A 26,131-nucleotide genomic window follows, 5' to 3' on the forward strand; every position below is an offset into this window, starting at 1 on the left:
AAGTCGACGACAGTACGCTAGTCCAGCGAGACGCAGGCAACAACGTCCTGCGCATGTTGTCACGCGTGGCGCTTGAAGTCGCGGAAGCGGAAGCCAACGAGGAACAGGGTGGCAAAGTAGGCCACGCCGCACAGGCTCACCAGCAGGGCCAGCGCGCCGGCCCGCAATAGCGGATGGGCTTGCATAGCGATCCAGTCGATGCGCATGGCGCCAACATACGCCACGCCGCCCATCACGATGAGTGCCGGCAGCAGGCGCAGGAAGAACTTGGCCCAGCCCGGTTTCGGCTGGTAGATGCCGCGCTTGCGCAAGCCCCAGTACAGGAAGCTGGCGTTCAGGCAAGCGCCCAGGCCGATCGACAGGGCCAGGCCGGCCACGGCGATGTAGGGCACGAACAGCAAATTCATCAGCTGTGTGGCGATCAGCACGCCGATGGCGATTTTCACGGGCGTGCGAATGTCCTGGCGCGCATAGAACGCGGGCGCCAGGGTTTTCACGAGGATGATGCCGATCAGGCCCAGGCTGTAGGCCACCAGCGGCTGCGTCGACATGGTCACGGATTCGGCCGTGAACTTGCCGTAGTGGAAGAGGGTGGCGATCAGCGGCGTAGCCAGGGTCGCCATGCCGACGGCGGCGGGCAGGGCCAGCAAAAAGGTCAGGCGCAAGCCCCAGTCCAGCAGGGCCGAGTATTCCGTCTTGTCGCCATCTACATTCGCCTTCGACAGGCTGGGCAGCAAGATGGTGCCCAGGGCCACGCCCAGCATGGCGGTGGGGAACTCCATCAGGCGGTCCGCGTATGACAGCCAGGAAATGCTGCCCTCGGCCAGGCGCGACGCGATGCTCGTATTGATCATCAGGCTGATCTGCGCTGCCGAGACGGCGAACACGGCCGGCCCCATCTTCTTCAGCACGCGGCGCACGCCGCCGTCGGACAGGCCAATGGCAGGATTGAGCGACAGGCGCGGCAGCATGCCGATCTTGATCAGCGCGGGAATCTGGATCGCCACTTGCAGCAGGCCGCCGGCGAACACGGCAATGGCCATGGCGTAGATCGGCTGTTTTAAATAGGGTGCGAGGAACAGCGAGGCGGCGATGAATGACAGGTTCAGCAGCACCGGCGTGAACGCGGGAATCTTGAATTCGCGCCAGGTATTCAAGATGCCGCCGGCCAGGGCCACGAAAGACATGCAAGTAATATAAGGGAACATCAAGCGCGTCATCCACACGGCCGCATCAAAAGCGCCCGCATCCTTGGTCAGGCCCGTGGCGATCGCGTACACGAACCACGGCGCACCGACGATGCCGATGGCGGACACGAGCACGGTGGCCCAGACCAGGGTGGTGGCCACATGGTCGACCAATTGTTTGCTGGCCTCCTGGCCATGCTGGTTCTTGTATTCCGACAAGATCGGCACGAAGGCTTGCGAGAACGCACCCTCGGCAAACAAGCGGCGCAACAGGTTGGGGATGCGGAAGGCAACAATGAAGGCGTCCGTGTACGCGCCGGCGCCAAAGGCGCGCGCGAACAGGCTTTCGCGCAATAATCCGGTCACACGGGACAGCATCGTCATGCTGGAGATGGCGGCGAGGGTTTTAAGCAAGTTCATGGAGGCAGATTATAGCCGTGCATGGCCTTGGAAAACGCTTAAAATATGGTAACAATCGCTGTTGATTCGCCCTTGTCAGGCCCATTTTCAGGTGTTTTTGGCGTCACACACGGTTTTTTGATTTGCCCCCGCTTGAAAATATCGCTATAATCGAAGGCTGTACAGAATTCTGTTACGCAGACACTAATGTTTGACAGGCACTGGTTTGGCACACATGGTTCGGCAGACGCACAGAACGCACCGGTTGGCAAACACTAATGTTTGCAAACGCACTTTGACCCTGTTTTAGGAAATTCCATGGCAAATACCGCACAAGCGCGCAAACGCGCTCGTCAAGCAGTTAAGCAAAACGCACACAATTCGTCCCAACGTTCGACCTTGCGCACGGCTATCAAAGCTGCTCGCAAAGCGATCCAAGGTGGCGACAAGGCAGCTGCTGCTGCAATCTTCCAAGCATCCGTGTCGACCATCGACCGTATCGCTGACAAGAAGATCATCCACAAAAACAAGGCAGCTCGCCATAAGAGCCGTCTGGCAGCTGCTTTGAAAGCACTGTCCGCTTAATATTCTCCAGCAGGCAAGTCACCAAGGTGGCCTTGCCTGTGCCGGTACGCTGGCACTGGTTGAAAAGCAAAAACCCGCAGATTCATTCTGGCGGGTTTTTTCGCGTGGGCGCGTGCTTTTTATGGCCACCTTCTGCTGCGTTTTCCGGCAGCGGCCCGCTGCCGGCCGCCACGGCTTAGTGCAAGGCGGGCAAGTTGCCGATGTTCATGCCTGGCTTGATGTTCTTTTGTTTGAACCAGCCCAGGTTCATTTCCAGCGCATAGCGCACGGGCACGGTCCTGGTGGAGCAATGGCTGTCGAGTGTATGCGCTTGCATGTCTTCGATGTTGACGATCTTGCCACTGGCGTCGATAAAGGCCACCGACAGGGGCAGCGGCGTATTTTTCATCCACATGCATTGCGTCGACGGGTTGCCAAAGACGAACAGCATGCCCGCATTCACCGGCATCTTTTCACGGTACATCAAGCCTTGTTCGCGTTGCTCTTGCGTGGCGGCGACTTCCGCCTGGATCAAATGCATGCCGGCCGACAGTTGCAAGCTCTTGCCTTGCGATGTTTGCGCTTGCGCAATGCTGGCGCAAGCCATCAGGGCGATGGACAGGCTGAGACAGCGTAGGGAAGTTTTCATGGCGCGGGACGGTGGCTGCGAAGCGGCGATTAAGCCATGCAGGCAGCCGCCCGGTCAAGCCTGCAGTCTGGCCGCGCCGAAAGCGTGGGGTTACAGCAACATAGTTGTTGTAACCCCGGGGACGACGCTTATTTCACGGGCTTGCCTGCTTCAGCGGCTGGCTGCTTCGTCTTGCGCGCCTGGGGAAGCAGGCGCGCCGCATCCGTCGCGGCCGAAGCGTTGACGGAAGCCGCTGCCGGCGGCACCGGTTTGATGGCATCGGGGGCGGCCGAAGCATGGCTGGCTGCCGATGCGGGGGGCGGTTTGACGGCATCGGGCGCTGCGGAAGCGTGCACCTTGGCACCTGATTGCGCTAATGCGGCGCCGGCAAGCAGGGAGGCGGCCAGCGTCAGTATTACTTTTGTCATCATCTTTCCTTTTCCGTCATGTTAAGGTGGGGTGATTTTAATGCATTATCTAAAAATAAATAGTGCTTATTGGCAAAATTTTAGTACTGAAGCCATCTTTTCTTGTCCTGCTCACGCTTTTCCAATGTTCTCGACCGGCACTTCACACCATTCGCCAGGCAGCAGGGGGTGGCTGGCCAGCGAGAACGGGCCGATGGCACTGCGCACCAGGCGCAGGGTGGGCAGGCCGACAGCAGCTGTCATGCGCCGCACTTGCCGGTTTTTCCCTTCTTTCAACGTGATCGCCAGCCACGAGGTCGGCTTGTCGGCGCGCGCGCGGATGGGCGGGTTGCGGGGCCACAGCCAGTCCGGCTCGGTGATGCGCACGGCCTTGCACGGCTTGGTGACGAAGTCGCCCAGATCCAGCGGCGCCTGCAGGCGCGCCAGGCTGGCCGCGTCGGGTACGCCATCGACTTGCACCAGGTAGGTTTTCGCTTCCTTGCGGTCGGGGTGGCTGATCTCGTGCTGCAGGCGGCCGTCGTCCGTCAGCAGCAGCAAGCCTTCGCTGTCGGCGTCGAGCCGGCCGGCCGGGTAGATGCCGGGAATGGTCAAATGGTCAGCCAGGGTGAGGCGGCCGTCCTGCGGCGAAAACTGGCACAGGACCTGGAATGGTTTATTGAAGAGAATGAGTGGCATGCTGATAAATGAATGGATGCAAACGATGGTGGCCGCTGGTTGGCGCCGCAAAAGCGTGGCGCCCTGTGAGATACTGGTGCATAATGTGAAACGCTGGTCTTATGTCTTATAGAAGACTTGGTGCCAGCGTGGCGATATAATTCTTTGGCGCTGCATTCTGCAGTGCGGTGCAGATGGCCCGGGTGTTCTTTCCCTGCTAAAGTGCGTTGTTGCCGCCATGTTCGGACTTGTTTTTGTAAACTCTGCAACCGCAGAGCGCGTCGCTGGCCTGTGTTGCCCGCCAGCGGTGTGTCCCACTTCGGAGATCACGATGTATCAACATATCACTGTACCTGCTGACGGCCAAAAAATCACCGTCAACGCCGATTTTTCGCTGAATGTACCCGATAATCCCATCGTTCCCTTCATTGAAGGCGATGGCACAGGCATCGATATCAGCCCGGTCATGATCAAGGTGATTGACGCTGCTGTGGCCAAGGCTTACGGCGGCGCGCGCAAGATCAGCTGGATGGAAATCTATGCGGGCGAAAAATCGACGAATGTATACGGCCCCGATGTGTGGTTGCCGGAAGAAACGTTGGCCGTGCTGAAAGATTACGTCGTTTCCATCAAGGGCCCGCTGACCACGCCCGTCGGCGGTGGCATCCGCTCGCTGAACGTGGCGCTGCGCCAGCAGCTGGACCTGTATGTCTGCCTGCGCCCCGTGCGCTACTTCACGGGCGTGCCATCGCCCGTGAAAGAGCCGGAAAAGACCGACATGGTGATTTTCCGCGAAAATTCGGAAGATATCTACGCCGGCATCGAATACCAGCAGGGCTCGCCCGAAGCCAAGAAATTGATGGATTTCCTGATCAATGAAATGGGCGTGACGAAGATCCGCTTCCCGGCCACCTCGGGCCTGGGCATCAAGCCCGTGTCCATCGAAGGCACGCAGCGCCTAGTGCGCAAGGCCATCCAGTACGCGATCGACAATGACAAGCCATCCGTGACGATCGTGCACAAAGGCAACATCATGAAGTACACGGAAGGCGGCTTCCGCGACTGGGCGTATGCGCTGGCGCAAAAGGAATTCGGCGCCGAACTGATCGATGGCGGTCCCTGGTGCAAGTTCAAGAATCCGAAGACGGGCCGCGACATCATCGTCAAGGATTCCATCGCTGACGCGTTCCTGCAACAAATCCTGTTGCGTCCGGCCGAATACAGCGTCATCGCCACCCTGAATTTGAACGGCGATTACATTTCCGACGCGCTGGCGGCGCAGGTGGGCGGCATCGGCATCGCACCGGGTGCCAACCTGTCCGACTCCGTCGCCATGTTCGAGGCGACGCACGGCACGGCGCCGAAGTACGCGGGCAAGGATTACGTGAACCCCGGTTCCCTGATCCTGTCGGCGGAAATGATGCTGCGCCACATGGGCTGGCTGGAAGCGGCCGACCTGATTATTTCTTCGATGCAAAAGTCGATCGCCTCGAAGCGCGTTACCTACGATTTCGCCCGCCTGATGGAAGGCGCGACGCAAGTGTCGTGTTCCGGTTTCGGCGACGTGATGATCGAGCACATGTAACACGCGGGACAGGGCAGGGTGCAGCGCACCCTGCGGACGAAAAAAAACCCCGTTTGACAACGGGGTTTTTCACATCTGAGGGCCGGCGATGCTTAGGCTGCTTGGATGTTGGAAGCTTGCTTGCCTTTAGGGCCTTGCGTGACTTCGAATTGAACTTTTTGACCTTCTTTGAGGGTCTTGAAACCGTTCATGTTGATTGCGGAGAAGTGAGCAAACAAATCTTCGCCGCCGTCATCTGGAGTGATGAAGCCAAAACCTTTGGAATCATTGAACCACTTAACTGTACCTGTTGCCATAAAAAGAACTTTCAAAATTAAAACAAATCACACGAGCCATAAAAGCAAGAAGCTTCTTGCCCCCTCCTCGACGTCTCACTTCTTATCAAGCTGTACATTACTGCAACAGTCGATACAGCATTGTTGGCGGAATAAATAATGAAGTCAAGCGCTTTTCCATCGATATTGCCAAATTCTTCACGGCAACCAAAAAAGCCACTCTTGATTTTGACAGCAAGGTCGCCATCTGCGCACTATTAAGAAAACGCGTAAGATTGAAAACAATTGGAAAGGCGTAGATATTGCGCATGACAACCACTGTGAAAGCATTAGAATAAGCGTATGGCAACCAAGCACGACACAGAAACCCTGCTGGAGCGGCAGGTACTGAAGCCGCCACCGCTCTACCAGGTAGCCTTGCTCAATGACGACTACACCCCGATGGAATTTGTGGTGGCCATCATTGAGGAGTATTTCAACAAGGATCGTGAAACGGCGACGCAAATCATGCTCAGTGTTCATCGCTACGGCAAAGGAGTGTGCGGCGTGTTCTCTAAAGATATAGCGTGTACCAAAGTGGAGTTCGTTTTAACGCATGCGCGCAAGGCGGGGCACCCCCTGCAGTGCGTGATGGAGGAAGTATGATTGCGCAGGAATTAGAAGTTAGTTTGCACATGGCGTTTGTCGAAGCTCGGCAGGCACGGCATGAATTCATCACGGTTGAGCATTTACTGCTGGCACTGCTGGACAATCCCTCCGCTGCCGAGGTGTTGCGTGCCTGCGCGGTCAATATAGACGACCTGCGCAAGACCCTCACCAATTTCATCGGCGATAACACGCCGACCGTGCCTGGCACGGGCGAAGTCGACACCCAGCCGACGCTTGGTTTCCAGCGCGTGATCCAGCGCGCCATCATGCACGTCCAGTCCGCATCGAATGGCAAGAAGGAAGTCACGGGCGCCAATGTGCTGGTGGCCATCTTCGGCGAAAAGGATTCGCATGCTGTGTACTACCTGCACCAGCAGGGCGTAACGCGCCTGGACGTGGTCAATTTCATCTCGCACGGCGTGCGCAAGGACCAGTCGACGGAAAGCGCGAAAGCCTCCGAAGGCGTGGAAGAAGCGCCTGTCGATGGCCAGCCGAAGGAAAGCCCGCTCGACCAGTTCACGCAAAACCTGAACAAGGCCGCTGCCGAAGGCAAGATCGACCCTCTGATCGGCCGCGAGGAAGAAGTCGACCGCGTGATCCAGATCCTGTGCCGTCGCCGCAAGAACAATCCGCTGCTGGTCGGCGAGGCGGGCGTGGGCAAGACGGCCATCGCTGAAGGCCTTGCTTACCGCATCACGCAAAGCGATGTGCCGGAAATCCTGCAAAATGCCGTCGTGTATTCGCTGGACATGGGTGCCTTGCTGGCCGGGACCAAATACCGCGGTGACTTCGAACAGCGCCTGAAAGCCGTGCTGAAGCAATTGAAGGATAATCCGAACGGCATCCTGTTCATCGACGAGATCCACACCATCATCGGTGCGGGCTCGGCCTCGGGCGGCACCCTGGATGCCTCGAACCTGCTGAAACCGGCACTGGCCAACGGCCAGTTGAAATGCATTGGCGCGACCACGTACACGGAATTCCGCGGGGTGTTTGAGAAAGATCATGCCTTGAGCCGTCGTTTCCAGAAAGTGGACGTCAACGAGCCGACCGTCGAGCAGACCATACAGATCCTGCGCGGCCTGAAATCGCGCTTCGAAGAGCACCATGGCGTGAAATACTCGGCCTCGGCCCTGACGACGGCCGCCGAACTGGCGGCGCGCTTCATCAACGACCGCCATCTGCCCGACAAGGCGATCGATGTCATCGATGAAGCGGGCGCGGCGCAGCGCATCTTGCCGAAGTCGAAGCAAAAGAAAACCATCGGCAAGGCCGAGATCGAGGACATCATCGCCAAGATCGCGCGCATTCCGCCGCAAACGGTCAACCAGGATGACCGCAGCAAGCTGCAAACGATCGACCGCGACTTGCGCAATGTGGTATTCGGGCAAGATCCTGCCATCGATGCGCTGGCGTCGGCCATCAAGATGGCGCGCGCGGGTCTGGGCAAGACGGACAAGCCGATCGGCTCCTTCCTGTTTTCCGGCCCGACGGGCGTGGGCAAGACCGAGGTGGCCAAGCAACTGGCTTTCATCCTCGGTATCGAGCTGATCCGTTTCGACATGTCGGAATACATGGAACGCCACGCCGTCAGCCGCCTGATCGGCGCGCCACCGGGCTACGTTGGTTTCGACCAGGGCGGCTTGCTGACGGAAGCGATCACCAAGAAGCCGCATGCGGTCTTGCTGCTCGATGAAATTGAAAAAGCCCATCCGGACATTTTCAATATCCTGCTGCAAGTGATGGACCACGGCACCTTGACGGACAACAATGGCCGCAAGGCCGATTTCCGCAACGTGATCATCATCATGACCACCAATGCGGGGGCGGAAAGCTTGCAGAAAGCTTCGATCGGTTTCACCAATTCCAAGCAGGCAGGCGACGAGATGGCCGACATCAAGCGCATGTTCACGCCGGAATTCCGCAACCGTATCGACGCGACCATCAGCTTCCGCGCGCTGGACCAGGAAATCATCCTGCGCGTGGTCGACAAGTTCCTGATGCAGCTGGAAGAACAGTTGCACGAGAAAAAGGTCGAAGCCGTGTTTACCGAGAAGCTGCGTGCTTTCCTCGGCAAGAAAGGCTTCGATCCGCTGATGGGCGCGCGGCCGATGGCACGCCTGATCCAGGATCTGATCCGCAAGGCCCTGGCCGACGAGCTGCTGTTCGGCCGTCTGGTCACGGGCGGACGGGTCACGGTCGACCTCGACGACAAGGACCAGGTCTTGCTGGAATTCCCGGAACCGCCCGACGCGGCGCCGACGGCAGCACCGGAAACGGTGGAAGTGGAATAATTCCTCCCGCGCCACGCGCGATCAAAAACCCGCCCACGCAAGTGGCGCGGGTTTTTTTACGTTTTTGTGAGCAATAAAGAAGGTTTTCTTTGGTCGTGCTTATGCCAGAATTGCTGTCCGGTATCGACATGAAGTCCATGCCACCTTATCGCCCTGACCGCTATCTGGATGCTCACATGAAAATTTCCAACAATCTTACCTTGCTCCTGTTGTCCGCCGGCCTGCTGGCTAACGCTGCGGCCGCCGCTGCCACCGCGCCTGCCGGCAGCTATTTCCGTTTTCCCGCCGTACGCGGCGATACCGTCGTCTTCACGGCCGAAGGCGATTTGTGGAAAAGCAGCGTGCACGGCGGCGCGGCGCAGCGCCTGACCACGCATCCCGGCTATGAAACGAATGCGGCGATTTCCCGTGACGGCCTGTGGCTGGCGTTTTCCGCCGCCTATGAAGGGGCGCAGGAAGCCTATGTGATGCCGCTGGCCGGTGGCTTGCCGCGCCGTATTTCGTATGACAATGGCGGCGTGCTGGTGCTGGGCTGGACGGCACAGGGCGAGGTGCTGGTCAGCACGCAAAATACGGATGGCCCCGCCTCGCGCCGCATCGTCGCCGCCATCGATCCCGTGAAACAGACGCGGCGCGTGTTTCCCGTGGCTGACGCCAACGATGCCGTGCTCGACGACGCGGGCAAGACGCTGTTCTTCACACGTTTCGGCCTGGCCATGACCAACGACAATGTGCGCAACTACCGGGGCGGCGCGCATGCCACCCTGTGGCGCTATGCGCTGGACGGCAAGGGCGAGGCCGCGCGCATGCACACGGAGCCTGCCGTATTGGCGGGCAACAACAAGCGCCCCATGTGGTGGCAGGGCCGCGTTTATTACATCAGCGACGCGGGCGGCAGCGACAACCTGTGGAGCATGCTGCCCGATGGCTCCGACCGCCGCGCGTTGACCAGCCACACGCAGTGGGACGTGCGCAACGCTGCGCTGGGCGATGGCAAGGTCGTCTATCAGCTGGGCGCCGATTTGCATGTGCTGGACCTGAACCTCCCGGCAACGGGCGCCTCGCAGCCGCTGGCCATCAGCCTCGTGTCCGACTTCGACCAGCAGCGCGCGCGCCAGATCCGCTCGCCGCTCGATACCTTGAGCAATGTGCAGCTGTCGGGCAAGGATGAGCGCATCATCCTCACCGCACGGGGCCGTGTCAGCATCGCCGGCACGGGCAGCTTGCGCCGCGTCGATATCGCCATTCCCGAAGGAGCGCGGGCGCGCGATGCCGTTTTCAGCAGCGATGAGAAATCCGTCTACGCCATCGTCGACACGAGCGGCGAAAATGAGATATGGAAGTATGCCGCCGATGGCTCGGGCAAGGGCGAGCAGCTGACGATGCAGGGCGATAATCACCGCTGGAAACTGTACCCGTCGCCGGACGGACGCTGGCTGGCCCACACGGACAAGAAGGGCCGTTTCTGGCTGCTGGACCTGGCGACCAAGGGTAACCAGCTGATCGACGATGCGGGCAAGGCGGGCGTGGACAAGCACGACGAAGTGCAATGGTCGCCTGACAGCCGCAACCTGGCCATCGTGCGTGTGGCCAGCAACGAGCAGCGCGAGCAGATCGGTCTGTACAACCTCGTGTCGAAACAGCTGCAGTTCGTCACCAGCGACCGCTATACGTCTGGTTCTCCCGTGTTTTCGCCCGATGGAAAATGGCTGTATTTCCTGTCGGCGCGCAATTTCCAGCTGGCAAACGGTTCGCCGTGGGGCGACCGCAACATGGGTCCCGTGTTCGACAAGCGCATCGGCGTGTATGCGCTGGCGCTGCAGCCAGGCAACCGTTTCCCGTTCCAGCCCGACGATGAACTGAGCCGTCCTGGCGTCAAGCCGGCCGAGACGGACGATGAAAAGGCGGCCGAACTGGCGGCGGAAAAGGCCCTGGAGAAGGCCGGCAGCAAGACGGCCGTGAAGAAAACGCCGGCGGCCCTGCCGGACGTCGTCTTCAAGGGACTGGCCGAGCGCCTGTATGAAGTGCCGCTGGCGGCGGGCAACTACAGCGCGCTGGCCATGGATGACAAGCGCCTGTATTTCCTCGAACGGGAAAGCGGCGAGAACAAGTCCAGCCTGAAGACCCTCGCCATCGGCAATGCCGGCTCCAAGCCGGAACTGCTGGTGGCCAATGTGCGCGAATTCGACCTGGCCCAGGATAAAAAGCATTTGTACTATCGCACGGCGACGGCCACCGGCCCGGGCGAGATGCTGGTGATCGAGGCGGGCGCCAAGCTGCCATCCGACCTGTCGAAGGCCAAGGTCAAGGTCGATGACTGGACGTTTGTGTCGAATCCGCGCCTGGAATGGAAGCAGATGTTCAACGACGCCTGGCGCTTGCACCGCGATTTCCTGTACGACGCGAAGATGCGCGGCGTGAACTGGAAGGCGGCGCGCGACAAATATGCGCCGCTGGTCGAGCGGGTCACGGATCGCGCCGAACTCAATGATTTGTTGGGCATGATGGTGGCCGAAGTGGGCGCCCTGCATTCGCAGATTCGTCCCGGCGAACTGCGCCGCACGGAACAGGAAGGCACGCCGGCCGGCCTGGGCGCCGTGCTGGTGCGCACTGGCGATGGCTACCAGGTCGAGCATGTCTACCGCAGCGAAGCGGAATTGCCCTCGGCGCGCTCGCCCCTGTCGCGCCCTGAAGTGGATGTGAAGGCGGGCGACGTGATCACGGCCGTCAACGGCAAGGACGTGCTGGCCGCGCGCGATATCAGCGACCTGCTGCTGAACCAGGCCGACAAGCAGGTGCTGCTGCAGGTCAAACGGAGTAATGGCAAGGGGAGCGCGCCGCGCGCCGTCATCGTCACGCCCGTCAACATGGCAAAACAGACGGCGCTGCGCTATGGCGACTGGGAACTGAGCCGCGCCGAGCAGGTGGCGGCCGCCTCGCAGGGGCGCATCGGCTACCTGCACCTGCGCGCCATGGGCGCGAACGACATCGCCTCGTTCGCGCGCGACTTTTACGCCAACGTCAACCGCGAAGGCCTGATCATCGACGTGCGGCGCAATAACGGCGGCAATATCGACAGCTGGATCATCGAAAAACTGCTGCGCAAGGCCTGGGCCTACTGGGCGCCGCCGGGCGTGCAGCCATCGTCGAACATGCAGAACACCTTCCGCGGCCACCTGGTGGTGTTGGTCGATGAACTCACGTATTCGGACGGCGAGACCTTCGCTGCCGGCATCAAGGCCCTGGGCCTGGCGCCGCTGGTGGGCAAGCGTACGGCCGGCGCCGGTGTCTGGCTCAGCGACAATACGCGCCTGCTCGATAACGGCATGGCGCGCGTGGCGGAAAACGGCCAGTTCGGCATCGATGGCCAGTGGCTGATCGAAGGCGTGGGCGTGGTGCCGGACGTCGAGGTGGAAAATCCGCCGCACGCCACCTTCAATGGTGCCGACCGCCAGCTGGAAGTGGCGCTCGACATGCTGGCGAAAAAGCTCAAGGAACAGCCGCGCCCCGCCTTCCAGGCGCAGCCGATCCCCGCGCTGAAATAGTCCCGTTACAGGCCGCAGGCAGCCTTGAACTGCTGCGCGCGGCGGCGCGATACTTCCACCACGCTGCCGTCCAGCAGGTGCAGGTCGAGGCCATCGGCGGCGTTCGGCGCGAGCTGCGCCACCTGCGCCAGGTTGACGATCTGGCGCCGGTTGGCGCGCAAGAACAGGGCGGGGTCCAGTCTTTCTTCCAGCTGGTTCAGGGTGCGTAGCATCAGCGGATGCTGTGCGCCGAAATGCACGCGCGTGTAGTTGCCTTCCGATTCCAGCAGGCGGATATCGTCAAATGCCACGAACCAGCAGCGTTCCCCATCCTTGATGAAGACCTTGCGTGGCGCGGGCGGCGGCATGGCTTGCGCCCGCGCGCCGGCGCGTGCCAGCGCCGTGGCCAGGCGTGCCGCCTGCACGGGTTTTTGCAGGTAGTCCAGGGCGCTCACCTCGAACGCCTGCAGCGCGTACTGGTCGAAGGCCGTGCAAAAGATGACGTCGGGAGCATCATCCAACGCGGCCAGCAGGTCGAAACCGGAGCCGCCCGGCATCTGCACGTCGAGCAGCAGCAGGTCGGGCCGCAGCTTGCCGATCTGCGCAACGGCCTCGGCCGCGCTGGCCGCCTCGCCCACGATGTCCAGGGCACCGCGCTGCACATGTGGTGCCAGCAGGCGCCGCAGCTCGGCGCGCGCCAGGCGCTCGTCGTCGACCAGCAGTACCTTGAGCGGTTGACCGTTCATGCCTGCTCCGGCAAATGGATGGTGGCAAATACCCAGTCCGCCTGCTGGCGCAATTCCAGGCTGGCGCGCTCGCCGCAGGCCAGCTGCAAGCGCTGGCGCGCATTGCGCAGGCCGACGCTGGTAGACGTGCCGGGTTCGCGCAAGGCGCCTGTGTTGGCCACATCGATCTGCAGCATGGCGGCGCCGTCGGCAGGAGTGGAACGCCGCGCCGCGATGCGGATATCGGCGCCATTGGCGCTCGCTTCGACGCCATATTTGACGGCGTTTTCCACCAGCGTTTGCAGGGCCATGGGCGGTACGCGCACGTGTTCTACGCCGGGGGCGATGTCGAAGCTGACGCGCAGGCGCTGTTCGAAGCGACTCTGTTCGATCGCCAGGTAGGCACGCACGGCATCGAGTTCGGCTGCCAGCGGCACCGTCGCGTGCTGGCCAGATTGCAGCGCATGGCGCATCAGGTTGGCCAGCTGGTCGATCATGTGCGCGGCTGCCTCGCGGTCTTCGAAGATCAGCGCGCGCACGCTATTGAGGCTATTGAAGAAAAAATGTGGGTTCACTTGTGCCTGCAGGGCGCGCAACTGGGCATCCTTGGCCAGCACTTCCAGGCGCAGCGCCTCGGCCTCGAAGCGGCTGGCGCGGCGCAGCGACTGCACCATCGCGTACAGCGCGGTCCACACGAGAAAGATGCCAGTCCATGAGGCCAGGGCCGATGGCAGCCAGTCGATGCTGCGCACGTTGCCGAAGGGACGCAGCACGAAATATCCCAGCGCCACGAGGGCCGTTTGCAGCGTGCCCAGCGCCAGCAAGGCCGGGACAATGCGCTTCCAGTCCGCATGCCGGCCCACCAGCTGCTGGCGGCGCAGCCAGCGCCGCCAGGGGATGGACAGCGCCAGGCCACTGGCTGCACCCCAGAAGCTGGTGCCGGCGATGGCCCAGCTCAGGCCCTGGTAGCTGAGGCTCAGCAAGGTTAGCAAGCCGATGGCGCCCCAGCCGGCCAGCTGGAAGATCCAGTACCAATTCAGGCGAGCGAACAGGGGGCGGCGTGCTTGCTGCATGGCGCGCGGCTAATCGAGGAACTGTTCGATGCGCCCCAGCATCCAGTCCGGCTGATCGTACATGATGAAGTGGCGCGCCGTGTCGGCCAGCGCGATCTGCACGCCGGGCAGTTGCTGGTACTGGGTACGGAAGGTGTTTTCCACTGCGGCGCGAGTCGTGTAGTCGCGGTACGCGGCCCAGGTTCCCAGCACCAGAGCAGGCGACTGCACTTTTGCCACGTCCTGGCGCAAGTCAGTTCCCACTAGCGTGGACATGGCGTCGATCACGCTGTTCCTGTCCGAGCGCTGGCCCCAGTCCAGGATGCGCGCCACGTCTTCCGGTTTGCTGGCCATGGTCGAGACACTGCGTCGCTGGCCTTCCGCGAACGATGCCGCATCCTGGCCGTGCATGGCCGTGCGCATCTGCGTGGCAATGCCTTGCAGCTGCTGGGGCGTGATGGATGGCAGCTGGAGGGCGCCCAGGGCAGGCAGCGCATCGACGATCACCAGCTTGCCCGTTTGGGCTGGATGGTCGATGGCCATTTTCAGGGCCAGGAAGCCGCCCAGGCTATGCCCGATGATGGCCGGCCGGCCCAGTTTCTGGGTGCCGATGTAGTCGGCCAGCTGCTGCTCCGTCTGTGCCAGCAAGTCGCCTTCGATGGGCGCCACGCCGGCAAAGCCGGCCAGTGTCAGCACGTGGCATTGGCGTGCGGCTTGCGGGCCGCACAGGCGCGCCACCGTGCCTTGCCAGACTTCGCCCGAAGACGCCAGGCCGGGAATCAGGATCAGCGGGCGGCCCTGGCCCGTGACCTCGACCGTGAATGCCGCGGGCGCGGCAGCCCGGCTGGCGCCTGCCAGCAGCACGGTACTGAGCAAGATCAATGTTTGCAGTGTTCGTTTCATGGGGTACTCCTCCTTGACGACCATGCTAGCGGCGCAGGCGAGCGGCCGCCAGTGCCGCGGGATGAGCGGCGGCAGGGCGTGATGAGTGGTTCAGAGCCACACATCCTGATCCTGGTAATGGTCGGGAAGGTAGGTCAGGTACTGCACCATGCGCGGCGCCAGGCCGTGGTTGGGCGTGGCGCAATGGGGCAGGGCCTGGTGCCAGATGATGAAATCGCCAGCCATGCCGTCGACAGGCACGGGCCGCAAGTTGTCGACGGCCCATTCGCGCGGCTGGCGGCCCGGCGGCACTTGCCGCAGCCAGCTGGCCATGCGGTGCTGGAAGCCGGGCACGCAGTGAAAGGCGCCGTGCTGCGCGGGACAGTCGCTCAGGTACAGCATGCCTTGCAGCTTGAACGGAACCGGCTGCTGCAGGCTGACGTCCCAGTGCAGGGCGCTGCCCAGGAAACGGTGCTGCGGCGTTTCCGGCGGATTGAAGCTCACCTTGTCGATGCTGGCGTAAATGCCGGCGCCGGTGCCGAGGCCGGTGTCGTACAGCTGCTGGCAGGCGTGGCGTATGTGCGCGTTGTGGCGGTTTTCCTCAAGGGCCGGATGGTCGGAAAACTGCAGCATCAGGCCCCGCTTGCCCGGGTGCGGCTGGTACCACGATGCCGCATCATCCGGCCTGGCGCCCAGATAGTCCCAGATGGCAGTCCGGGCAGCGGCGCACTGCGCGCGCGGCACGGCACCGCGCAGCACGAGATAGCCGTGCTCCTCGAAATGGCGCAGCTCGGCGGCGGACAGCACGTCCTGGTGAGGACTGGCGGCGTGCGCCGGGCGTGCTCGCGTGCGCGCGGCGATCCAGTCCGTGTAGGCTTGCAGGGTCGGCCGTTGCTGATACAGGAAGTGCAGCGTGTCTTCCATCGAAATGCCGCGCGCGTACAGGGCCTTGATGTCCTGGTGGTCGCGCGCCAGTCCGCTGGTGCCGCCGGCGCCATGTCCCGTGCAGCGTTGCCATAAGTCGTGCAGGTGAGGCCAGTCGTCCATGGTGTTTTTGGTAGGGTTGAAAAATCAGCCGGCGCGCAGGCGGCGCCACAAGGTGGTGCGGCTGATGCCAAGGTAGTGGGCGGCGGCGTCGCGGCGCCCGCCGAAGCGTGCCAGCACGGCGCTGGCGCTTTCATCTTCCAGGCGTGGCGTGATAGCGGCGGCCGGTGCCGGCGGCAGCACCGCCGTACCGGCAGCGTTGCCCAGTTCCGGCGCCACGCCCAGCACGAAGGCGGGTGTCAGCGCCTGCAGCGGTTCGGCGGCCAGGAACAGTGCCAGGCGTTCGGCCAGGTTGCGCAGTTCGCGCACGTTGCCGGGCCAGTCGTAGCGGCGCAGCAGCGGCGCGCAAGCCTGGATCTCCGCGTGCAGGTTGGGGTGCGGCCGGGCGCCCAGCGCGGCCAGCGCGTTTTTCAGCGACCATTCGGCCAGGCCGGGAATGTCGCTGGCGCGTTCGCGCAAGGCGGGCAAATGCAGGCGCAGCACGGCCAGGCGGTAGAACAGGTCGGCGCGGAAGCGTCCTTCGCGGATGCGCTGTTCCAAGTCGCAGTGCGTGGCGCTGATGATGCGCACATTGATGGCGATGGGCCGCGTGCCGCCCACGCGCACCACTTCGCGCTCTTCCAGCACGCGCAGCAGGCGCGTTTGCAGGGCCAGCGGCATTTCACCGATTTCGTCGAGAAACAGGGTGCCGTGGTTGGCCGCTTCGAACAGGCCCGCATGGCCGCCCCGGCGCGCACCCGTAAAGGCCCCGTCCTCGTGGCCGAACAGCTCCGATTCGAGCAGGGATTCGGCGATGGCGCCGCAATTGATGGCGATGAAGGGCCGGTTCGCACCCAGGCTGCGCGGGCTTTCGCGGTGGATCGCCTGCGCCACCAATTCCTTGCCGCTACCCGTCTCGCCCTGGATCAGTACCGTCGCCGGCGAGCGGGCGTATAGCACCACCGACTGGCGCAGCGCTTCCATCGCTTCCGATTCGCCGCGCAGGTCGTGCAGGCCATGCCGCGCGCGCAAAGTGTCGGCCACTGCCGCGCGCCGTCCGCGGTTTGACTCGATCTGGGTCAGGCGCGCCAGTTCCAGCGCGTCGTCGAAGGCGCGCCGGATGGCCGTAGCCGAATACACGAAGACGGCGGCCAGTCCGGCTTCCTCGGCCAGGTCGGTGACGAGGCCCGCGCCGACGACGGCCTTGACGCCGGCCGCCTTCAGTTCGTTGATCTGTGCGCGTGCGTCTTCCTCGGTGGCATAGGTGCGCTGGGCAATCTGGAAGCCGAAGGTGGCGGCAAATTCGGCCAGTTCCGGCATCGGGTCCTGGTAGGTGACGACGCCGATCTGCGGCGAGATGCGCCGCGCGCGCGCCAGCGCCTGCATCACGTCGTAGCCGCTGGCCTTGGCGATGATGACTGGCACCGACAGCCGGCCTTTAAGGTAGGCGCCGTTCGAGCCGGCCGCGATGACGGCGTCGCAGCGCTCGGTGGCCATGCGTTCGCGGATGTGGCGCACGGCGTCGTCGAAGCCCAGGTTGATCGGCTCGATCGTCGCCAGGTCGTCGTATTCGAGTGTGATGTCGCGGAACAGGTCGAACAGGCGCGAGACGGAGACGGTCCAGATGACGGGTTTGTCGCGGTGGTCGAGCGGAGGTTGGGAAGGGCGGCGCATGCTTTATTCTAAACGATTTGTTTCATTTTATTCCCATGCAACGGCTGTGCAACGGGCGTGTTGCAAGTGGTCTGTGGCGTTTCAGATATTGCCAATAAGGAATATGAAAAAACCCCGGGAAACTGGTTTATGATCTAACAGCACCGTGATGCCTGAGGAATGTATTGCTCAGGTGTATTCCGAACGCTACCAACCGACCCATGGTGTCCATGAACCGCGTACCGACCAGTCCCGATTTCATCGCCGATGCCTTGCAGCTGATCGCCTTGCCCGCCTGCGCCTGCGATGCGTGCGGCATGGTAGTCGCGGTGAATGGCGCCTTGAGCGCCCTGCTGGGCAGGGATGTGTCGGGCCGGCTGCTGGCCGACTGTTTTACCGACGCCTACCGTGCGTCGAGCACCAGCATGCTGCGTGGCGTGCTGGGCGCTGCCGGGCGCGAACGGCACTGGGACAGCAGCCTGGAGGGGATCGATGCCGCCATCGCCGTGCAGGTATGGGCCAAGCCGCTGCCGGTGGGCGAGGGCTTGCCGGGTGCGACCCTGGTGTTTGCCGACATCAGCGTGCAGCAGCGCGACCAGCAAGCCTTGCGCAAGACCTTGCTGGAACAGCAGGCTATCCTGGAAAGCGCTGCCGTCGGCATCATGTTTTCCAAGGGCGGCTTCATCGAGGAGTGCAATATCCGCGCCGCCGAGATGCTCGGCTATGCGCGCCACCAGTTGACGGGCATGCCGGGCGCGGTGCTATACCGCTCCGCCGAGCATTGCCGCATCCTGGGGCTGGAGGCGGCGCCGCTGCTCTCCAAAGGCAAGCCATACCGCACCGAACTGGAATTGCGGCGCCAGGACGGCACGCTGTTCTGGAGCCGGCTGCACGGGCGCGCCGTCGATCCGCTCAATACGCATGACGGCACGGTATGGATTATCGAAGATATCAGCGATCACCGGCGCGATGAAGACCAGCTGCGCCGCGCCATGCTGGAAATGCAGGCCGTGATGGACAACGCGCCGCTGGCCATCGGTTTTCAGCGCGACAAGGGCGTGCTGCGCTACAACCGCCGCTTTGCCGAATGCTTTGGTTTTGATGGCGACAGCGGCGTTGGCCTGGCCGTCGCCGACCTGTACCCGTCACGCGCGGCGTATGAGAACGTGGTGCGGCAAGCGTCGCCCCTGCTGCGGCGCGGCCAGCCGTTCCAGGGCGAGATGGAGATGCGCCGCCGCGACGGCTCCACTTTCTGGGCGCTGGCGTATGGTTATGTACTGAACCCGGAGAGCCAGATCGACCGCGGCTTGCGCGACACGATCTGGCTGTTCGACGACCGCAGCGCGCAGAAGGCGGCCGAGGAGGCCACGCGCCAGCTGATGCTGGAGCAGCAGGCCATCCTCGACAATGCGTCCGTCGGCATCCTGTTTTCGCGTTCGCGCCTGGTCTTGCGTTGCAATCCCCGCTTCGCCGAAATGTTCGGCTACGCGCAGGAGGAGATGACGGGCTTGCCCGCCGCCGAGCTGTTTCCCTCGCCTGCCGCCTACGAGGCGTTTGGCGTGCAGGCCACGCCGCTGCTGGGACAGGGTTTGCCGTACGAGCAGGATGAAGCGCTGTTCCGCCGCCGTGACGGCAGCCTGTTCTGGTGCCGCATCCGCGCCAAGGCCGTCGACCAGGCGCACAGCGAGCAGGGCGCCATCTGGATACTCGAAGACATTACCGACAGCCGCCAGGCGCAGATGGAAGTGGCGGCCATCATGACGAATGCCTCGGTCAGCATCCTGTATACCAAGAACCGCCAGATCACGCGCTACAACCTGGGCTTTGCTGCGATGTTCGGCTACAGCGGCGACGAGGCACTGGGCCTGCCCGGGCGCGCGCTGTACGTGTCGCAGCAGTCCTACGAGTTGCTGGGCGCGGCGGCTTTCCCCTTCCTGTCGGTGGCCAAGCCGTTCCAGACGGAAGTGGAAATGATGCGCCGCGACGGCAGCACCTTGTGGGCGCAGCTGATCGCCTACGTCGTCAATCCGGACGATCCCGCTGCAGGCACCATCTGGATCATCGAGGACCGCACGGAAGCCAAGCGCGCCGAAGAATCCTTGCGCAATGCGCTGCTGGAAAACCAGGCCATCCTCGACAGCGCCGTGCTGGGCATCTCGGTGGTGGAGGGCGGTTACAATTTGCGTGCCAACAGCAAGATGGAAGAGCTGTTCGGCTACGGCCCCGGCGAGATCAACGGCCTGTCGGTGCAGGCCTTGTATCCGGACGTGGCCGCGTGGAAGGCGGCCCGCGGCGAGACGGCGCGCGACTTCGAGGCCGGCAGGGTGCACATGTCGGAATACCAGCTGGTGCGCAAGGATGGCAGCCGTTTCTGGGCGCGCCTGTCCGGCCGGCCGTTCGACCTGGCGCATGCGCATGGCCGTTCCGTGTGGCTGGTCGACGACGTGACGGCGCGCCGCGAGGCGGCCGAGGCGGTGCGCCGCGCGCGCGACGAACTGGAGCTGCGCGTACACGAACGCACGGCTGAACTGGCCGGCGCCAATCTGCTGCTGCAGGGTGAGATCGCCGAACGGCGCCAGGCCGAGGCGCGCGTGCATCACATGGCCTACCACGACAACCTGACGGGCTTGCCGAACCGCGCGCTGCTGTCGGACCGCCTGGAACGGGCCATGCTGTCCTCGCAGCGCTCCGGGCGCAAGCTGGCCGTGATGTTCATCGACCTGGACCGCTTCAAGACCATTAACGATTCGCTCGGCCACATGACGGGCGACGTGCTGCTCAAGGAAGTGGCCGGCCGGCTTTGCCGCGCGGTGCGCGCCAGCGATACGGTGGCACGTTTGGGTGGTGATGAATTCGTCGTGCTGGTGCCCGGCATCCGCGACACCGACGAAGCGTCGCGCGTGGCCGAGAAGATCATCGAGATGCTGACGCCCGCCTTTCCGCTCGATGGCCATGTGCTGCACGTCACGCCGTCGATCGGCATCTGCCTGTATCCGGACGATGGCGGCGATGTCGACACCTTGATGCGCCATGCCGATGCGGCCATGTACCACGCCAAGGGCAATGGCCGCAATAATTATCAGTTCTTCACGCAGACGATGAACCAGGCGGCCGCCCTGCACTTCGACCTGGAAAGCAGCTTGCGCACGGCGCTGGCGCTGCAGCAGTTCGAACTGTTTTACCAGCCCATCATCGATATCGCCACGCGCCGCCTGCATGGTATGGAAGTGCTGCTGCGCTGGCGCCGTCCCGGCCATGGCCTGGTGCTGCCTGACCGCTTCATTCCCATCATGGAAGAAAACGGCTTGATCGTACCGGTGGGCGAGTGGGTCATGCGCCAGGCGTGCGAGCAAAGCATGGCCTGGCAGCGCCAGGGCTTGCAGCCCGTGCTCTTGGCGGTGAACCTGTCGCCGCGCCAGTTCATGCACAAGGGCCTGGTGGCGGCCATCGGCGCGGTGGTGCGTGAAACGGGCATCGATCCGGCGCTGCTGGAATTCGAGATCACCGAGACGGCGCTGATGCAGCACGGCGAGCATACCCTGGAGATTTTGCGACAGATCAATGGCATGGGCCTGCGCCTGTCGATCGACGATTTCGGCACCGGCTATTCCAGCCTGGCCTACCTGAAGCGCTTCCCCGTGAAAAAGGTCAAGATCGACCGTGCCTTCATCAAGGACCTGGAACACAGCGCGGAAGACCGCGCTATCGTGGCGGCCATCATCGCGCTGGCTGACAGCCTGCAATTGTCGACCGTGGCCGAGGGCGTAGAGACGGAAGAGCAGTTCGCCCTGCTGCAGGCGAACGGCTGCCGCTATGCGCAGGGTTATCTGTTCTCGGCGCCCGTGCCGGCGGCGAATGCGCTATCGCTGCTGGAACGGTTGCCTGATTAGTCGATGGTGGCCACAACCGGCGCATGGTCGGACAGCTGTTCCCACTTGCAGTGGTCCACCTTCGATGATGCCCGCATCGCTTAATCGATGCTTGCCACAACCGGCGCGTGGTCTGAAGGTTGCTCCCACTTGCGGGGCACGCGGTCAATCACGCAGGCCGTGCAGCGGGCCGCCAGGGTTGGCGAGAGCAGGATATGATCGATGCGCAAACCCTTGTTCAGGCGGAATCCCAACTGGCGGTAATCCCACCAGCTGAACGATTTTTCCGCCTGCTCGAACAGGCGGAAGGCGTCCGTCAGACCGATGTCGAACAGGCGCTGCAGGGCGGCACGTTCCTTGTCCGAGACCAGCACCTGGCCGGCCCAGGCGACAGGATCGTGCACGTCGCGGTCGTCGGGCGCGATATTGTAGTCGCCCACGACGGCCAGCTGCGGGTGCTGCTGCGCTTCTTCGGCCAGCCAGTCGTGCAGGGCAGCCAGCCAGCCCAGTTTGTATTCGTATTTGTCCGAATCGACGCTCTGGCCATTCGGCACATAGGCACAGACGATGCGCACGCCACCGATGGTTGCGGCCAGGATGCGCTGCTGCGCATCTTCATACAGGGGATTGTTCTTCACCACGTCGGTGATCGGCAGCTTCGACAGGATGGCCACGCCGTTGTAGGTCTTCTGGCCGCTGAAGACTACCTGGTAGCCGGCCGCCTCGACCTCGGCGACGGGGAACTTGTCATCCGTGAGCTTGGTCTCTTGCAAGCAGAGTATGTCGACCGGGTTGTCTGTCAGCCACTGCAGCACTTGCGGCAGGCGCACTTTGAGCGAGTTGACGTTCCAGGTGGCGAGTTTCATGGGAAAAATCCTTGCTTGAATAGGTATCGATAGGCGCGAATCTTACCGCATGCGTCTCGCCGGCGTCCTGCTCCCCGTTTATCGCCAAGCACTTTATTTTCCTACAGGGAAAAAGAGTATCAATAAAGTATTTATATTTAGCCAATCGTGACGCATGATTATTATGTTTTTGTGTATGATTGATCAATCCCTATGTTTGATTTGGCATAAGTGGCTGGCGTGGCACGCTGCGTCTCGCCATTTAACGCGACAAAGGTGTAAAGTTTCTCGCTAAAACGCGATAAAAACTACTAAAATGGCACAATGTAACAGCTGTGTCATACGGCTTTGTTACAGCCAAGTTGAGAACCGAACAGGAAGCAGTTGTAATTAGTTGTAATTGCTATTCCGATTACATGACCACTGTGCCGGGGCGGAGCGTCAATTCCGTCCTTGGTGCCGCCAGACTTGTTATATAAATTGCAGTACTATATCTATGAGACTGTTTTGCGACATCAATAGATGGTACTATTTTGAAATGTTGCAGTTTTAATAGTGAGACTTGCGCGTAGCATTTGCAAAGGAAGAAAATGCGAACTGCATTTGAAGCGTGGGCGCAGCGTGACGGCCACATTGTGCGGCGAAGAGAAGACAAACCGGATGAGTACCTGATTTTCGAGACTCAGCGCCGCTGGGTTATCTGGCAGGCAGCTCTGACGCATGGCAAGACGGCGGCCAAGCCGCGCGTGAGCGCGGCCGAAAAGGCGGCAAAAGCCCAGCGCGCGCTGGAAATGTCCTCCGATGAAGCGACCGTGCGCAACAAGGTGCTCAATGAGGTGCTCGACGCCTTCAGCGGCGCCGATGGCGCGGCCGGCATGGAAGGCATACTGAAAGTGATCCAGGGCCTGAAGATGAAGCAGAAGGCACTGGCTGACGACAAGAGCGAAGATTCAACGGCTTGAGGGGACGGCGATGCGTTATCGGCACTACAAGGGCGGTATTTATGAACTGGTGTGCGAAGCCACGCTGGAAGCGGATCTGACGCCGATGATCGTGTATCGCGCCGCGGACGGTTCCATCTGGACCCGGCCGAAAGACGTGTTCTTTCAACTGATCGAAGTCGAAGGCGTCATGGTCCAGCGTTTCGCTCCCATCAACTGATGGCCGCCTGCGTGCGTGCCCGGGATTCTTTCATGCGTAAATTGCTGGCTGCCGCATTGGTGCTGGGCTTTGCCTGCACCGCGGCGCATGCCGAAACCATCGGTTCGGTCGATACGGTGTTCAAACTGATTGGCCCTGACCACAAGATCGTCGTCGAAGCCTACGATGACCCGCGCGTCGCTGGCGTGAGCTGCTATCTGTCGCGCGCCAAGACGGGCGGCATCAAGGGCGCCGTCGGCCTGGCCGAAGACAAGGCTGATGCGGCCGTGGCTTGCCGTCAGGTGGGACCGCTGCAATTCAAGGGCAAGCTGCCGCGCCAGGAAGAAGTGTTTACCGAGCGTGCCTCGATCTTCTTCAAGCATGTGCGCGTGGTGCGCATGGTCGATAGCAAGCGCAATGCGCTGGTCTACCTCGTGTATTCCGACCGCCTGATCGAGGGCAGTCCGAAAAATAGCGTCACCGCCGTCGCCGTGCCCGGCGACCAGCCGATTCCCGTCCGTTAAGCGAGCTTCTCATGCGCGTGCCATCCGTGCCATCGTCTGCAGCCCTTGCCGCCAGGACGCTGCTGCTGTTTGGCCTGGGCGGCTGCGCTACCCTGACGGGCAACACCGAGCAGATGGTGCTGGTGCAAACCATCCAGGACAATCGCGAACTGACCGGCGCCGGCTGCATCCTCAGCAACGACGTGGGCAAGTGGTTCGTCACCACGCCCGGGCGCATCACCATCCGCAAGAGCCAGGAGCCATTAAAAGTCGACTGCCGCAAGCACGGTTCGCCCGCCATCGCGACGGACGACCATATCGACCCCAAGCTCAATGGCAGCGTCTGGGGCAATGTCATCCTGACCTTGGGTGTCGGCTATTTCGTCGACCGCAATACGGGTGCCGGCTTCGACTACCCATCGATTCTGACCATCGTCATGCAAGACCCGGCGCGCTTGGCGCCCCCGCCCGTCGCCGTGAAACAGTCCCCTGCCGCCGTGCCGGAAACGGTGGTGCAGCCAAAAGTGGCGCCATCGCCTTTGCCCAATCCCGTCGTCTACTGATTCAAATACACATAAAAAAGCCGCCAAGGTCAGTGACCATGGCGGCTGTCTTCGTACTTAACGACGTCTGACAAAACCGTAGCGAGCGGGAGCTAGTGGTAGCCGAGAAGCGCAGCTGTACTTTATGTACAGCGAGCATCGCCGGCCGCCAATAGCCCCGCGCAGTAGGTTTGGTCTGGCGTTCTCTTACACCCGGTTGATGAGGAACGTCGTCAGCAGCGGCACTGGACGACCAGTCGCGCCCTTCGATCCGCCCGATTTCCATGCCGTGCCGGCGATGTCCAGATGCGCCCAGGTGTACTTCTTGGTAAAGTTTTCCAGGAACGCCGCTGCCGTCACCGAACCGCCGCCTGGCGTGCCGATGTTGGCCAAGTCGGCGAAGTTCGACTTCAGCTGCTCGTTGTAGGCCTCTTCGATCGGCATGCGCCATGCCGTGTCGCTCGACTGTTTACCCGCTGCCAGCAGTTCATTGGCCAGCTGGTCATGCGCTGCATCGCTGCGCGTAAACAGGCCGCTGTTGTGGTGGCCCAGGGCGACGACGCAAGCGCCCGTCAGGGTGGCGATATCGACCACGGCTGCCGGCTTGAAGCGTTCGGCGTAGGTCAGTGCGTCGCACAGCACCAGGCGGCCTTCGGCGTCGGTGTTCAGCACTTCGATGGTCAGGCCGTTCATCGAGGTGACGATGTCGCCCGGCTTGGTGGCGCGGCCCGACGGCATGTTTTCGCACGCGGCGATGACGCCGATGACGTTCAGCTTCAGGTTCATTTCGCCGATGGCGCGGAAGGTGCCCAGTACCGAAGCGGCGCCGCACATGTCGTACTTCATTTCATCCATGCCAGGACCGGCCTTGATCGAAATGCCGCCCGTGTCGAAGGTGATGCCCTTGCCGACCAGGACCACCGGCGCATCCTTGGCCTTGCCGCCCATGTGTTTCAGGACGATGAATTTCGGCGGCTGTTCGCTACCATTGGTGACGGACAGGAAGCTGCCCATTTTCAGCGCTTCGAGCTGTTTGCGGTCCAGGATTTCGACTTCGAACTTGTAATCCTTGGCCAGCTGCTTGGCCGTGTTGGCCAGGTAGGTCGGATTGGCGATGTTTGCCGGCAGGTCGCCCAGCTTGCGCGTCAGGTCGGAGCCGTTGGCAATGGCGATGGCTTGCGCCAGCGCGCCGCGCGTGGCTGCCGTTGCGACAGCTGCCAGGACGATCTTGCGCACGCCTGCTGGCGCCGGATCTTTTTTGCTTTTTTGCGAGTCGCAGCGGTATTCGCTGTCGTGGGCGGCTTGCACCACGCAACGGATTGCCCAATTTACGTCGCGCTCTTTCACTTCCGCCAGCGGTAATGCGATAATGGCGTCCGCAGCGCCCAGCGAGCCGAAAGCCTTGAGGGCCGCTTGTACACCGGTAGCGAAGCTTTTTTCGCTGACAGTTTCATCGCTGCCCATGCCTACCAGCAGAACACGTTCGGCGGCGACGCCATCGACTGCGCGCAGCAGCAAGGTGCTGCCAGGCTTGCCGCTGATGTCGCCGGACTTCAGCGCAGCCGAAATCGCACCCTTGCTGTCCAGCGATTTTGCCGCTGGCGACAGTTTTTTGTTTTCGAATACCGCAACCGCGATGCATCCGCTTTTGGCCGTGCCGAGGGTGCTCTTGGTATCGAATGCTTTTATGCTAAAGTCCATTTGGTTCTCC

At 62.1% G+C, this 26,131-nt stretch carries 22 protein-coding genes; 10 read left to right on the forward strand and 12 right to left on the reverse strand.

Features of this window, described 5'->3' with window-relative positions:
• Positions 1–59 precede the first annotated feature (59 nt).
• A complete protein-coding gene (gene murJ / locus ACQ4WL_RS21490; RefSeq protein ID WP_436511567.1) occupies positions 60–1,607 on the reverse strand; it encodes a murein biosynthesis integral membrane protein MurJ in 1,548 nt (515 codons plus the stop codon).
• Positions 1,608–1,904: 297 nt separating this feature from the next.
• Between murJ and rpsT the strand changes: the two genes are divergently transcribed.
• Positions 1,905–2,171, forward strand: coding sequence for a 30S ribosomal protein S20 (gene rpsT / locus ACQ4WL_RS21495; RefSeq protein ID WP_010395935.1), 267 nt, complete (start codon positions 1,905–1,907; stop codon positions 2,169–2,171).
• 175 nt (positions 2,172–2,346) lie between these two features.
• Here rpsT and ACQ4WL_RS21500 read toward each other — a convergent pair whose 3' ends face one another.
• From ACQ4WL_RS21500 to ACQ4WL_RS21510, 3 genes are all read right to left on the reverse strand, one after another.
• Positions 2,347–2,799, reverse strand: coding sequence for a DUF192 domain-containing protein (locus ACQ4WL_RS21500; RefSeq protein WP_436511568.1), 453 nt, complete (start codon positions 2,797–2,799; stop codon positions 2,347–2,349).
• 128 nt (positions 2,800–2,927) lie between these two features.
• Positions 2,928–3,206 (reverse strand): hypothetical protein, encoded by a 279-nt coding sequence (locus ACQ4WL_RS21505; protein ID WP_436511569.1) that lies wholly within the window; start codon positions 3,204–3,206, stop codon positions 2,928–2,930.
• A gap of 111 nt (positions 3,207–3,317) precedes the next feature.
• Entirely contained in the window at positions 3,318–3,881 is a 564-nt protein-coding gene (locus ACQ4WL_RS21510; protein ID WP_436511570.1) for a pseudouridine synthase, read from the reverse strand.
• Positions 3,882–4,191: 310 nt separating this feature from the next.
• On the opposite strand from ACQ4WL_RS21510, the gene icd reads away from it, so the two are divergent.
• Positions 4,192–5,445 (forward strand): NADP-dependent isocitrate dehydrogenase, encoded by a 1,254-nt coding sequence (gene icd, locus ACQ4WL_RS21515; protein ID WP_289949925.1) that lies wholly within the window; start codon positions 4,192–4,194, stop codon positions 5,443–5,445.
• Between the two features lie 92 nt (positions 5,446–5,537).
• Here icd and cspE read toward each other — a convergent pair whose 3' ends face one another.
• Positions 5,538–5,741: a transcription antiterminator/RNA stability regulator CspE gene (gene cspE, locus ACQ4WL_RS21520; protein WP_010395943.1), complete on the reverse strand. Its 204-nt coding sequence runs from the start codon at positions 5,739–5,741 to the stop codon at positions 5,538–5,540.
• A 321-nt stretch (positions 5,742–6,062) separates the two neighbouring features.
• On the opposite strand from cspE, the gene clpS reads away from it, so the two are divergent.
• From clpS to ACQ4WL_RS21535, 3 genes are all read left to right on the forward strand, one after another.
• The gene (gene clpS, locus ACQ4WL_RS21525; RefSeq protein WP_096234388.1) at positions 6,063–6,365 is read left to right on the forward strand and encodes an ATP-dependent Clp protease adapter ClpS; all 303 of its coding nucleotides are present in this window, start codon (positions 6,063–6,065) and stop codon (positions 6,363–6,365) included.
• Entirely contained in the window at positions 6,362–8,662 is a 2,301-nt protein-coding gene (gene clpA / locus ACQ4WL_RS21530) for an ATP-dependent Clp protease ATP-binding subunit ClpA (protein ID WP_436511571.1), read from the forward strand. Before clpS ends, clpA begins: the two co-directional genes overlap by 4 nt.
• A 176-nt stretch (positions 8,663–8,838) precedes the next feature.
• On the forward strand, positions 8,839–12,207 hold the full coding sequence (locus tag ACQ4WL_RS21535) for a S41 family peptidase (RefSeq protein WP_436511572.1): 3,369 nt from the start codon (positions 8,839–8,841) through the stop codon (positions 12,205–12,207).
• A 5-nt stretch (positions 12,208–12,212) separates the two neighbouring features.
• Here ACQ4WL_RS21535 and ACQ4WL_RS21540 read toward each other — a convergent pair whose 3' ends face one another.
• The 5 genes from ACQ4WL_RS21540 to prpR form a co-directional block, all read right to left on the reverse strand.
• Positions 12,213–12,932, reverse strand: coding sequence for a LytR/AlgR family response regulator transcription factor (locus ACQ4WL_RS21540; protein WP_436511573.1), 720 nt, complete (start codon positions 12,930–12,932; stop codon positions 12,213–12,215).
• Positions 12,929–13,984 (reverse strand): sensor histidine kinase, encoded by a 1,056-nt coding sequence (locus tag ACQ4WL_RS21545; RefSeq protein ID WP_436511574.1) that lies wholly within the window; start codon positions 13,982–13,984, stop codon positions 12,929–12,931. Before ACQ4WL_RS21545 ends, ACQ4WL_RS21540 begins: the two co-directional genes overlap by 4 nt.
• Before the next feature lie 9 nt (positions 13,985–13,993).
• Positions 13,994–14,866 (reverse strand): alpha/beta fold hydrolase, encoded by an 873-nt coding sequence (locus ACQ4WL_RS21550; protein ID WP_436511575.1) that lies wholly within the window; start codon positions 14,864–14,866, stop codon positions 13,994–13,996.
• 90 nt (positions 14,867–14,956) lie between these two features.
• Positions 14,957–15,892: a phytanoyl-CoA dioxygenase family protein gene (locus ACQ4WL_RS21555; RefSeq protein ID WP_436511576.1), complete on the reverse strand. Its 936-nt coding sequence runs from the start codon at positions 15,890–15,892 to the stop codon at positions 14,957–14,959.
• A 24-nt stretch (positions 15,893–15,916) separates the two neighbouring features.
• The gene (gene prpR, locus ACQ4WL_RS21560; protein ID WP_436511577.1) at positions 15,917–17,542 is read right to left on the reverse strand and encodes a propionate catabolism operon regulatory protein PrpR; all 1,626 of its coding nucleotides are present in this window, start codon (positions 17,540–17,542) and stop codon (positions 15,917–15,919) included.
• A gap of 209 nt (positions 17,543–17,751) precedes the next feature.
• Between prpR and ACQ4WL_RS21565 the strand changes: the two genes are divergently transcribed.
• A complete protein-coding gene (locus ACQ4WL_RS21565; protein ID WP_436511578.1) occupies positions 17,752–21,411 on the forward strand; it encodes a sensor domain-containing protein in 3,660 nt (1,219 codons plus the stop codon).
• Between the two features lie 80 nt (positions 21,412–21,491).
• Here ACQ4WL_RS21565 and xth read toward each other — a convergent pair whose 3' ends face one another.
• Complete coding sequence (xth, locus tag ACQ4WL_RS21570; protein ID WP_436511579.1) at positions 21,492–22,256, reverse strand: exodeoxyribonuclease III; 765 nt, start codon at positions 22,254–22,256, stop codon at positions 21,492–21,494.
• A 569-nt stretch (positions 22,257–22,825) separates the two neighbouring features.
• Between xth and ACQ4WL_RS21575 the strand changes: the two genes are divergently transcribed.
• The 4 genes from ACQ4WL_RS21575 to ACQ4WL_RS21590 are packed head-to-tail and all read left to right on the forward strand — an operon-like array spanning position 22,826 to position 24,441.
• Positions 22,826–23,197: a phiTE_015 family protein gene (locus ACQ4WL_RS21575; protein WP_096234395.1), complete on the forward strand. Its 372-nt coding sequence runs from the start codon at positions 22,826–22,828 to the stop codon at positions 23,195–23,197.
• A 10-nt stretch (positions 23,198–23,207) separates the two neighbouring features.
• A complete protein-coding gene (locus ACQ4WL_RS21580) occupies positions 23,208–23,396 on the forward strand; it encodes a DUF1653 domain-containing protein (RefSeq protein WP_034782199.1) in 189 nt (62 codons plus the stop codon).
• A gap of 32 nt (positions 23,397–23,428) precedes the next feature.
• Entirely contained in the window at positions 23,429–23,899 is a 471-nt protein-coding gene (locus ACQ4WL_RS21585; RefSeq protein WP_436511580.1) for a CreA family protein, read from the forward strand.
• A gap of 11 nt (positions 23,900–23,910) precedes the next feature.
• Positions 23,911–24,441: a hypothetical protein gene (locus ACQ4WL_RS21590; protein WP_436511581.1), complete on the forward strand. Its 531-nt coding sequence runs from the start codon at positions 23,911–23,913 to the stop codon at positions 24,439–24,441.
• Between the two features lie 186 nt (positions 24,442–24,627).
• On the opposite strand, the gene ACQ4WL_RS21595 is transcribed toward ACQ4WL_RS21590, so the two are convergent.
• Positions 24,628–26,121, reverse strand: a complete 1,494-nt coding sequence (locus tag ACQ4WL_RS21595) for a leucyl aminopeptidase (protein WP_436511582.1) — start codon at positions 26,119–26,121, stop codon at positions 24,628–24,630.
• Positions 26,122–26,131 lie beyond the last annotated feature (10 nt).

It is taken from the genome of Janthinobacterium kochi, assembly GCF_051380715.1.
Classification (GTDB): Bacteria; Pseudomonadota; Gammaproteobacteria; order Burkholderiales; family Burkholderiaceae_D; genus Janthinobacterium.

Coding starts and splice junctions, on each gene's coding strand:
- ACQ4WL_RS21575 (WP_096234395.1), top strand. CDS start 22,826: ATGCGAACTGCATTTGAAGCGTGGGCGCAGCGTGACGGCCACATTGTG.
- ACQ4WL_RS21585 (WP_436511580.1), top strand. CDS start 23,429: ATGCGTAAATTGCTGGCTGCCGCATTGGTGCTGGGCTTTGCCTGCACC.
- prpR (WP_436511577.1), bottom strand. CDS start 17,542: ATGCGCCGCCCTTCCCAACCTCCGCTCGACCACCGCGACAAACCCGTC.
- icd (WP_289949925.1), top strand. CDS start 4,192: ATGTATCAACATATCACTGTACCTGCTGACGGCCAAAAAATCACCGTC.
- ACQ4WL_RS21590 (WP_436511581.1), top strand. CDS start 23,911: ATGCGCGTGCCATCCGTGCCATCGTCTGCAGCCCTTGCCGCCAGGACG.
- ACQ4WL_RS21565 (WP_436511578.1), top strand. CDS start 17,752: ATGAACCGCGTACCGACCAGTCCCGATTTCATCGCCGATGCCTTGCAG.
- ACQ4WL_RS21595 (WP_436511582.1), bottom strand. CDS start 26,121: ATGGACTTTAGCATAAAAGCATTCGATACCAAGAGCACCCTCGGCACG.
- ACQ4WL_RS21535 (WP_436511572.1), top strand. CDS start 8,839: ATGAAAATTTCCAACAATCTTACCTTGCTCCTGTTGTCCGCCGGCCTG.
- ACQ4WL_RS21500 (WP_436511568.1), bottom strand. CDS start 2,799: ATGAAAACTTCCCTACGCTGTCTCAGCCTGTCCATCGCCCTGATGGCT.
- ACQ4WL_RS21550 (WP_436511575.1), bottom strand. CDS start 14,866: ATGAAACGAACACTGCAAACATTGATCTTGCTCAGTACCGTGCTGCTG.
- ACQ4WL_RS21540 (WP_436511573.1), bottom strand. CDS start 12,932: ATGAACGGTCAACCGCTCAAGGTACTGCTGGTCGACGACGAGCGCCTG.
- ACQ4WL_RS21545 (WP_436511574.1), bottom strand. CDS start 13,984: ATGCAGCAAGCACGCCGCCCCCTGTTCGCTCGCCTGAATTGGTACTGG.
- ACQ4WL_RS21580 (WP_034782199.1), top strand. CDS start 23,208: ATGCGTTATCGGCACTACAAGGGCGGTATTTATGAACTGGTGTGCGAA.
- cspE (WP_010395943.1), bottom strand. CDS start 5,741: ATGGCAACAGGTACAGTTAAGTGGTTCAATGATTCCAAAGGTTTTGGC.
- rpsT (WP_010395935.1), top strand. CDS start 1,905: ATGGCAAATACCGCACAAGCGCGCAAACGCGCTCGTCAAGCAGTTAAG.
- ACQ4WL_RS21555 (WP_436511576.1), bottom strand. CDS start 15,892: ATGGACGACTGGCCTCACCTGCACGACTTATGGCAACGCTGCACGGGA.
- clpA (WP_436511571.1), top strand. CDS start 6,362: ATGATTGCGCAGGAATTAGAAGTTAGTTTGCACATGGCGTTTGTCGAA.
- ACQ4WL_RS21505 (WP_436511569.1), bottom strand. CDS start 3,206: ATGACAAAAGTAATACTGACGCTGGCCGCCTCCCTGCTTGCCGGCGCC.
- clpS (WP_096234388.1), top strand. CDS start 6,063: ATGGCAACCAAGCACGACACAGAAACCCTGCTGGAGCGGCAGGTACTG.
- murJ (WP_436511567.1), bottom strand. CDS start 1,607: ATGAACTTGCTTAAAACCCTCGCCGCCATCTCCAGCATGACGATGCTG.
- ACQ4WL_RS21510 (WP_436511570.1), bottom strand. CDS start 3,881: ATGCCACTCATTCTCTTCAATAAACCATTCCAGGTCCTGTGCCAGTTT.
- xth (WP_436511579.1), bottom strand. CDS start 22,256: ATGAAACTCGCCACCTGGAACGTCAACTCGCTCAAAGTGCGCCTGCCG.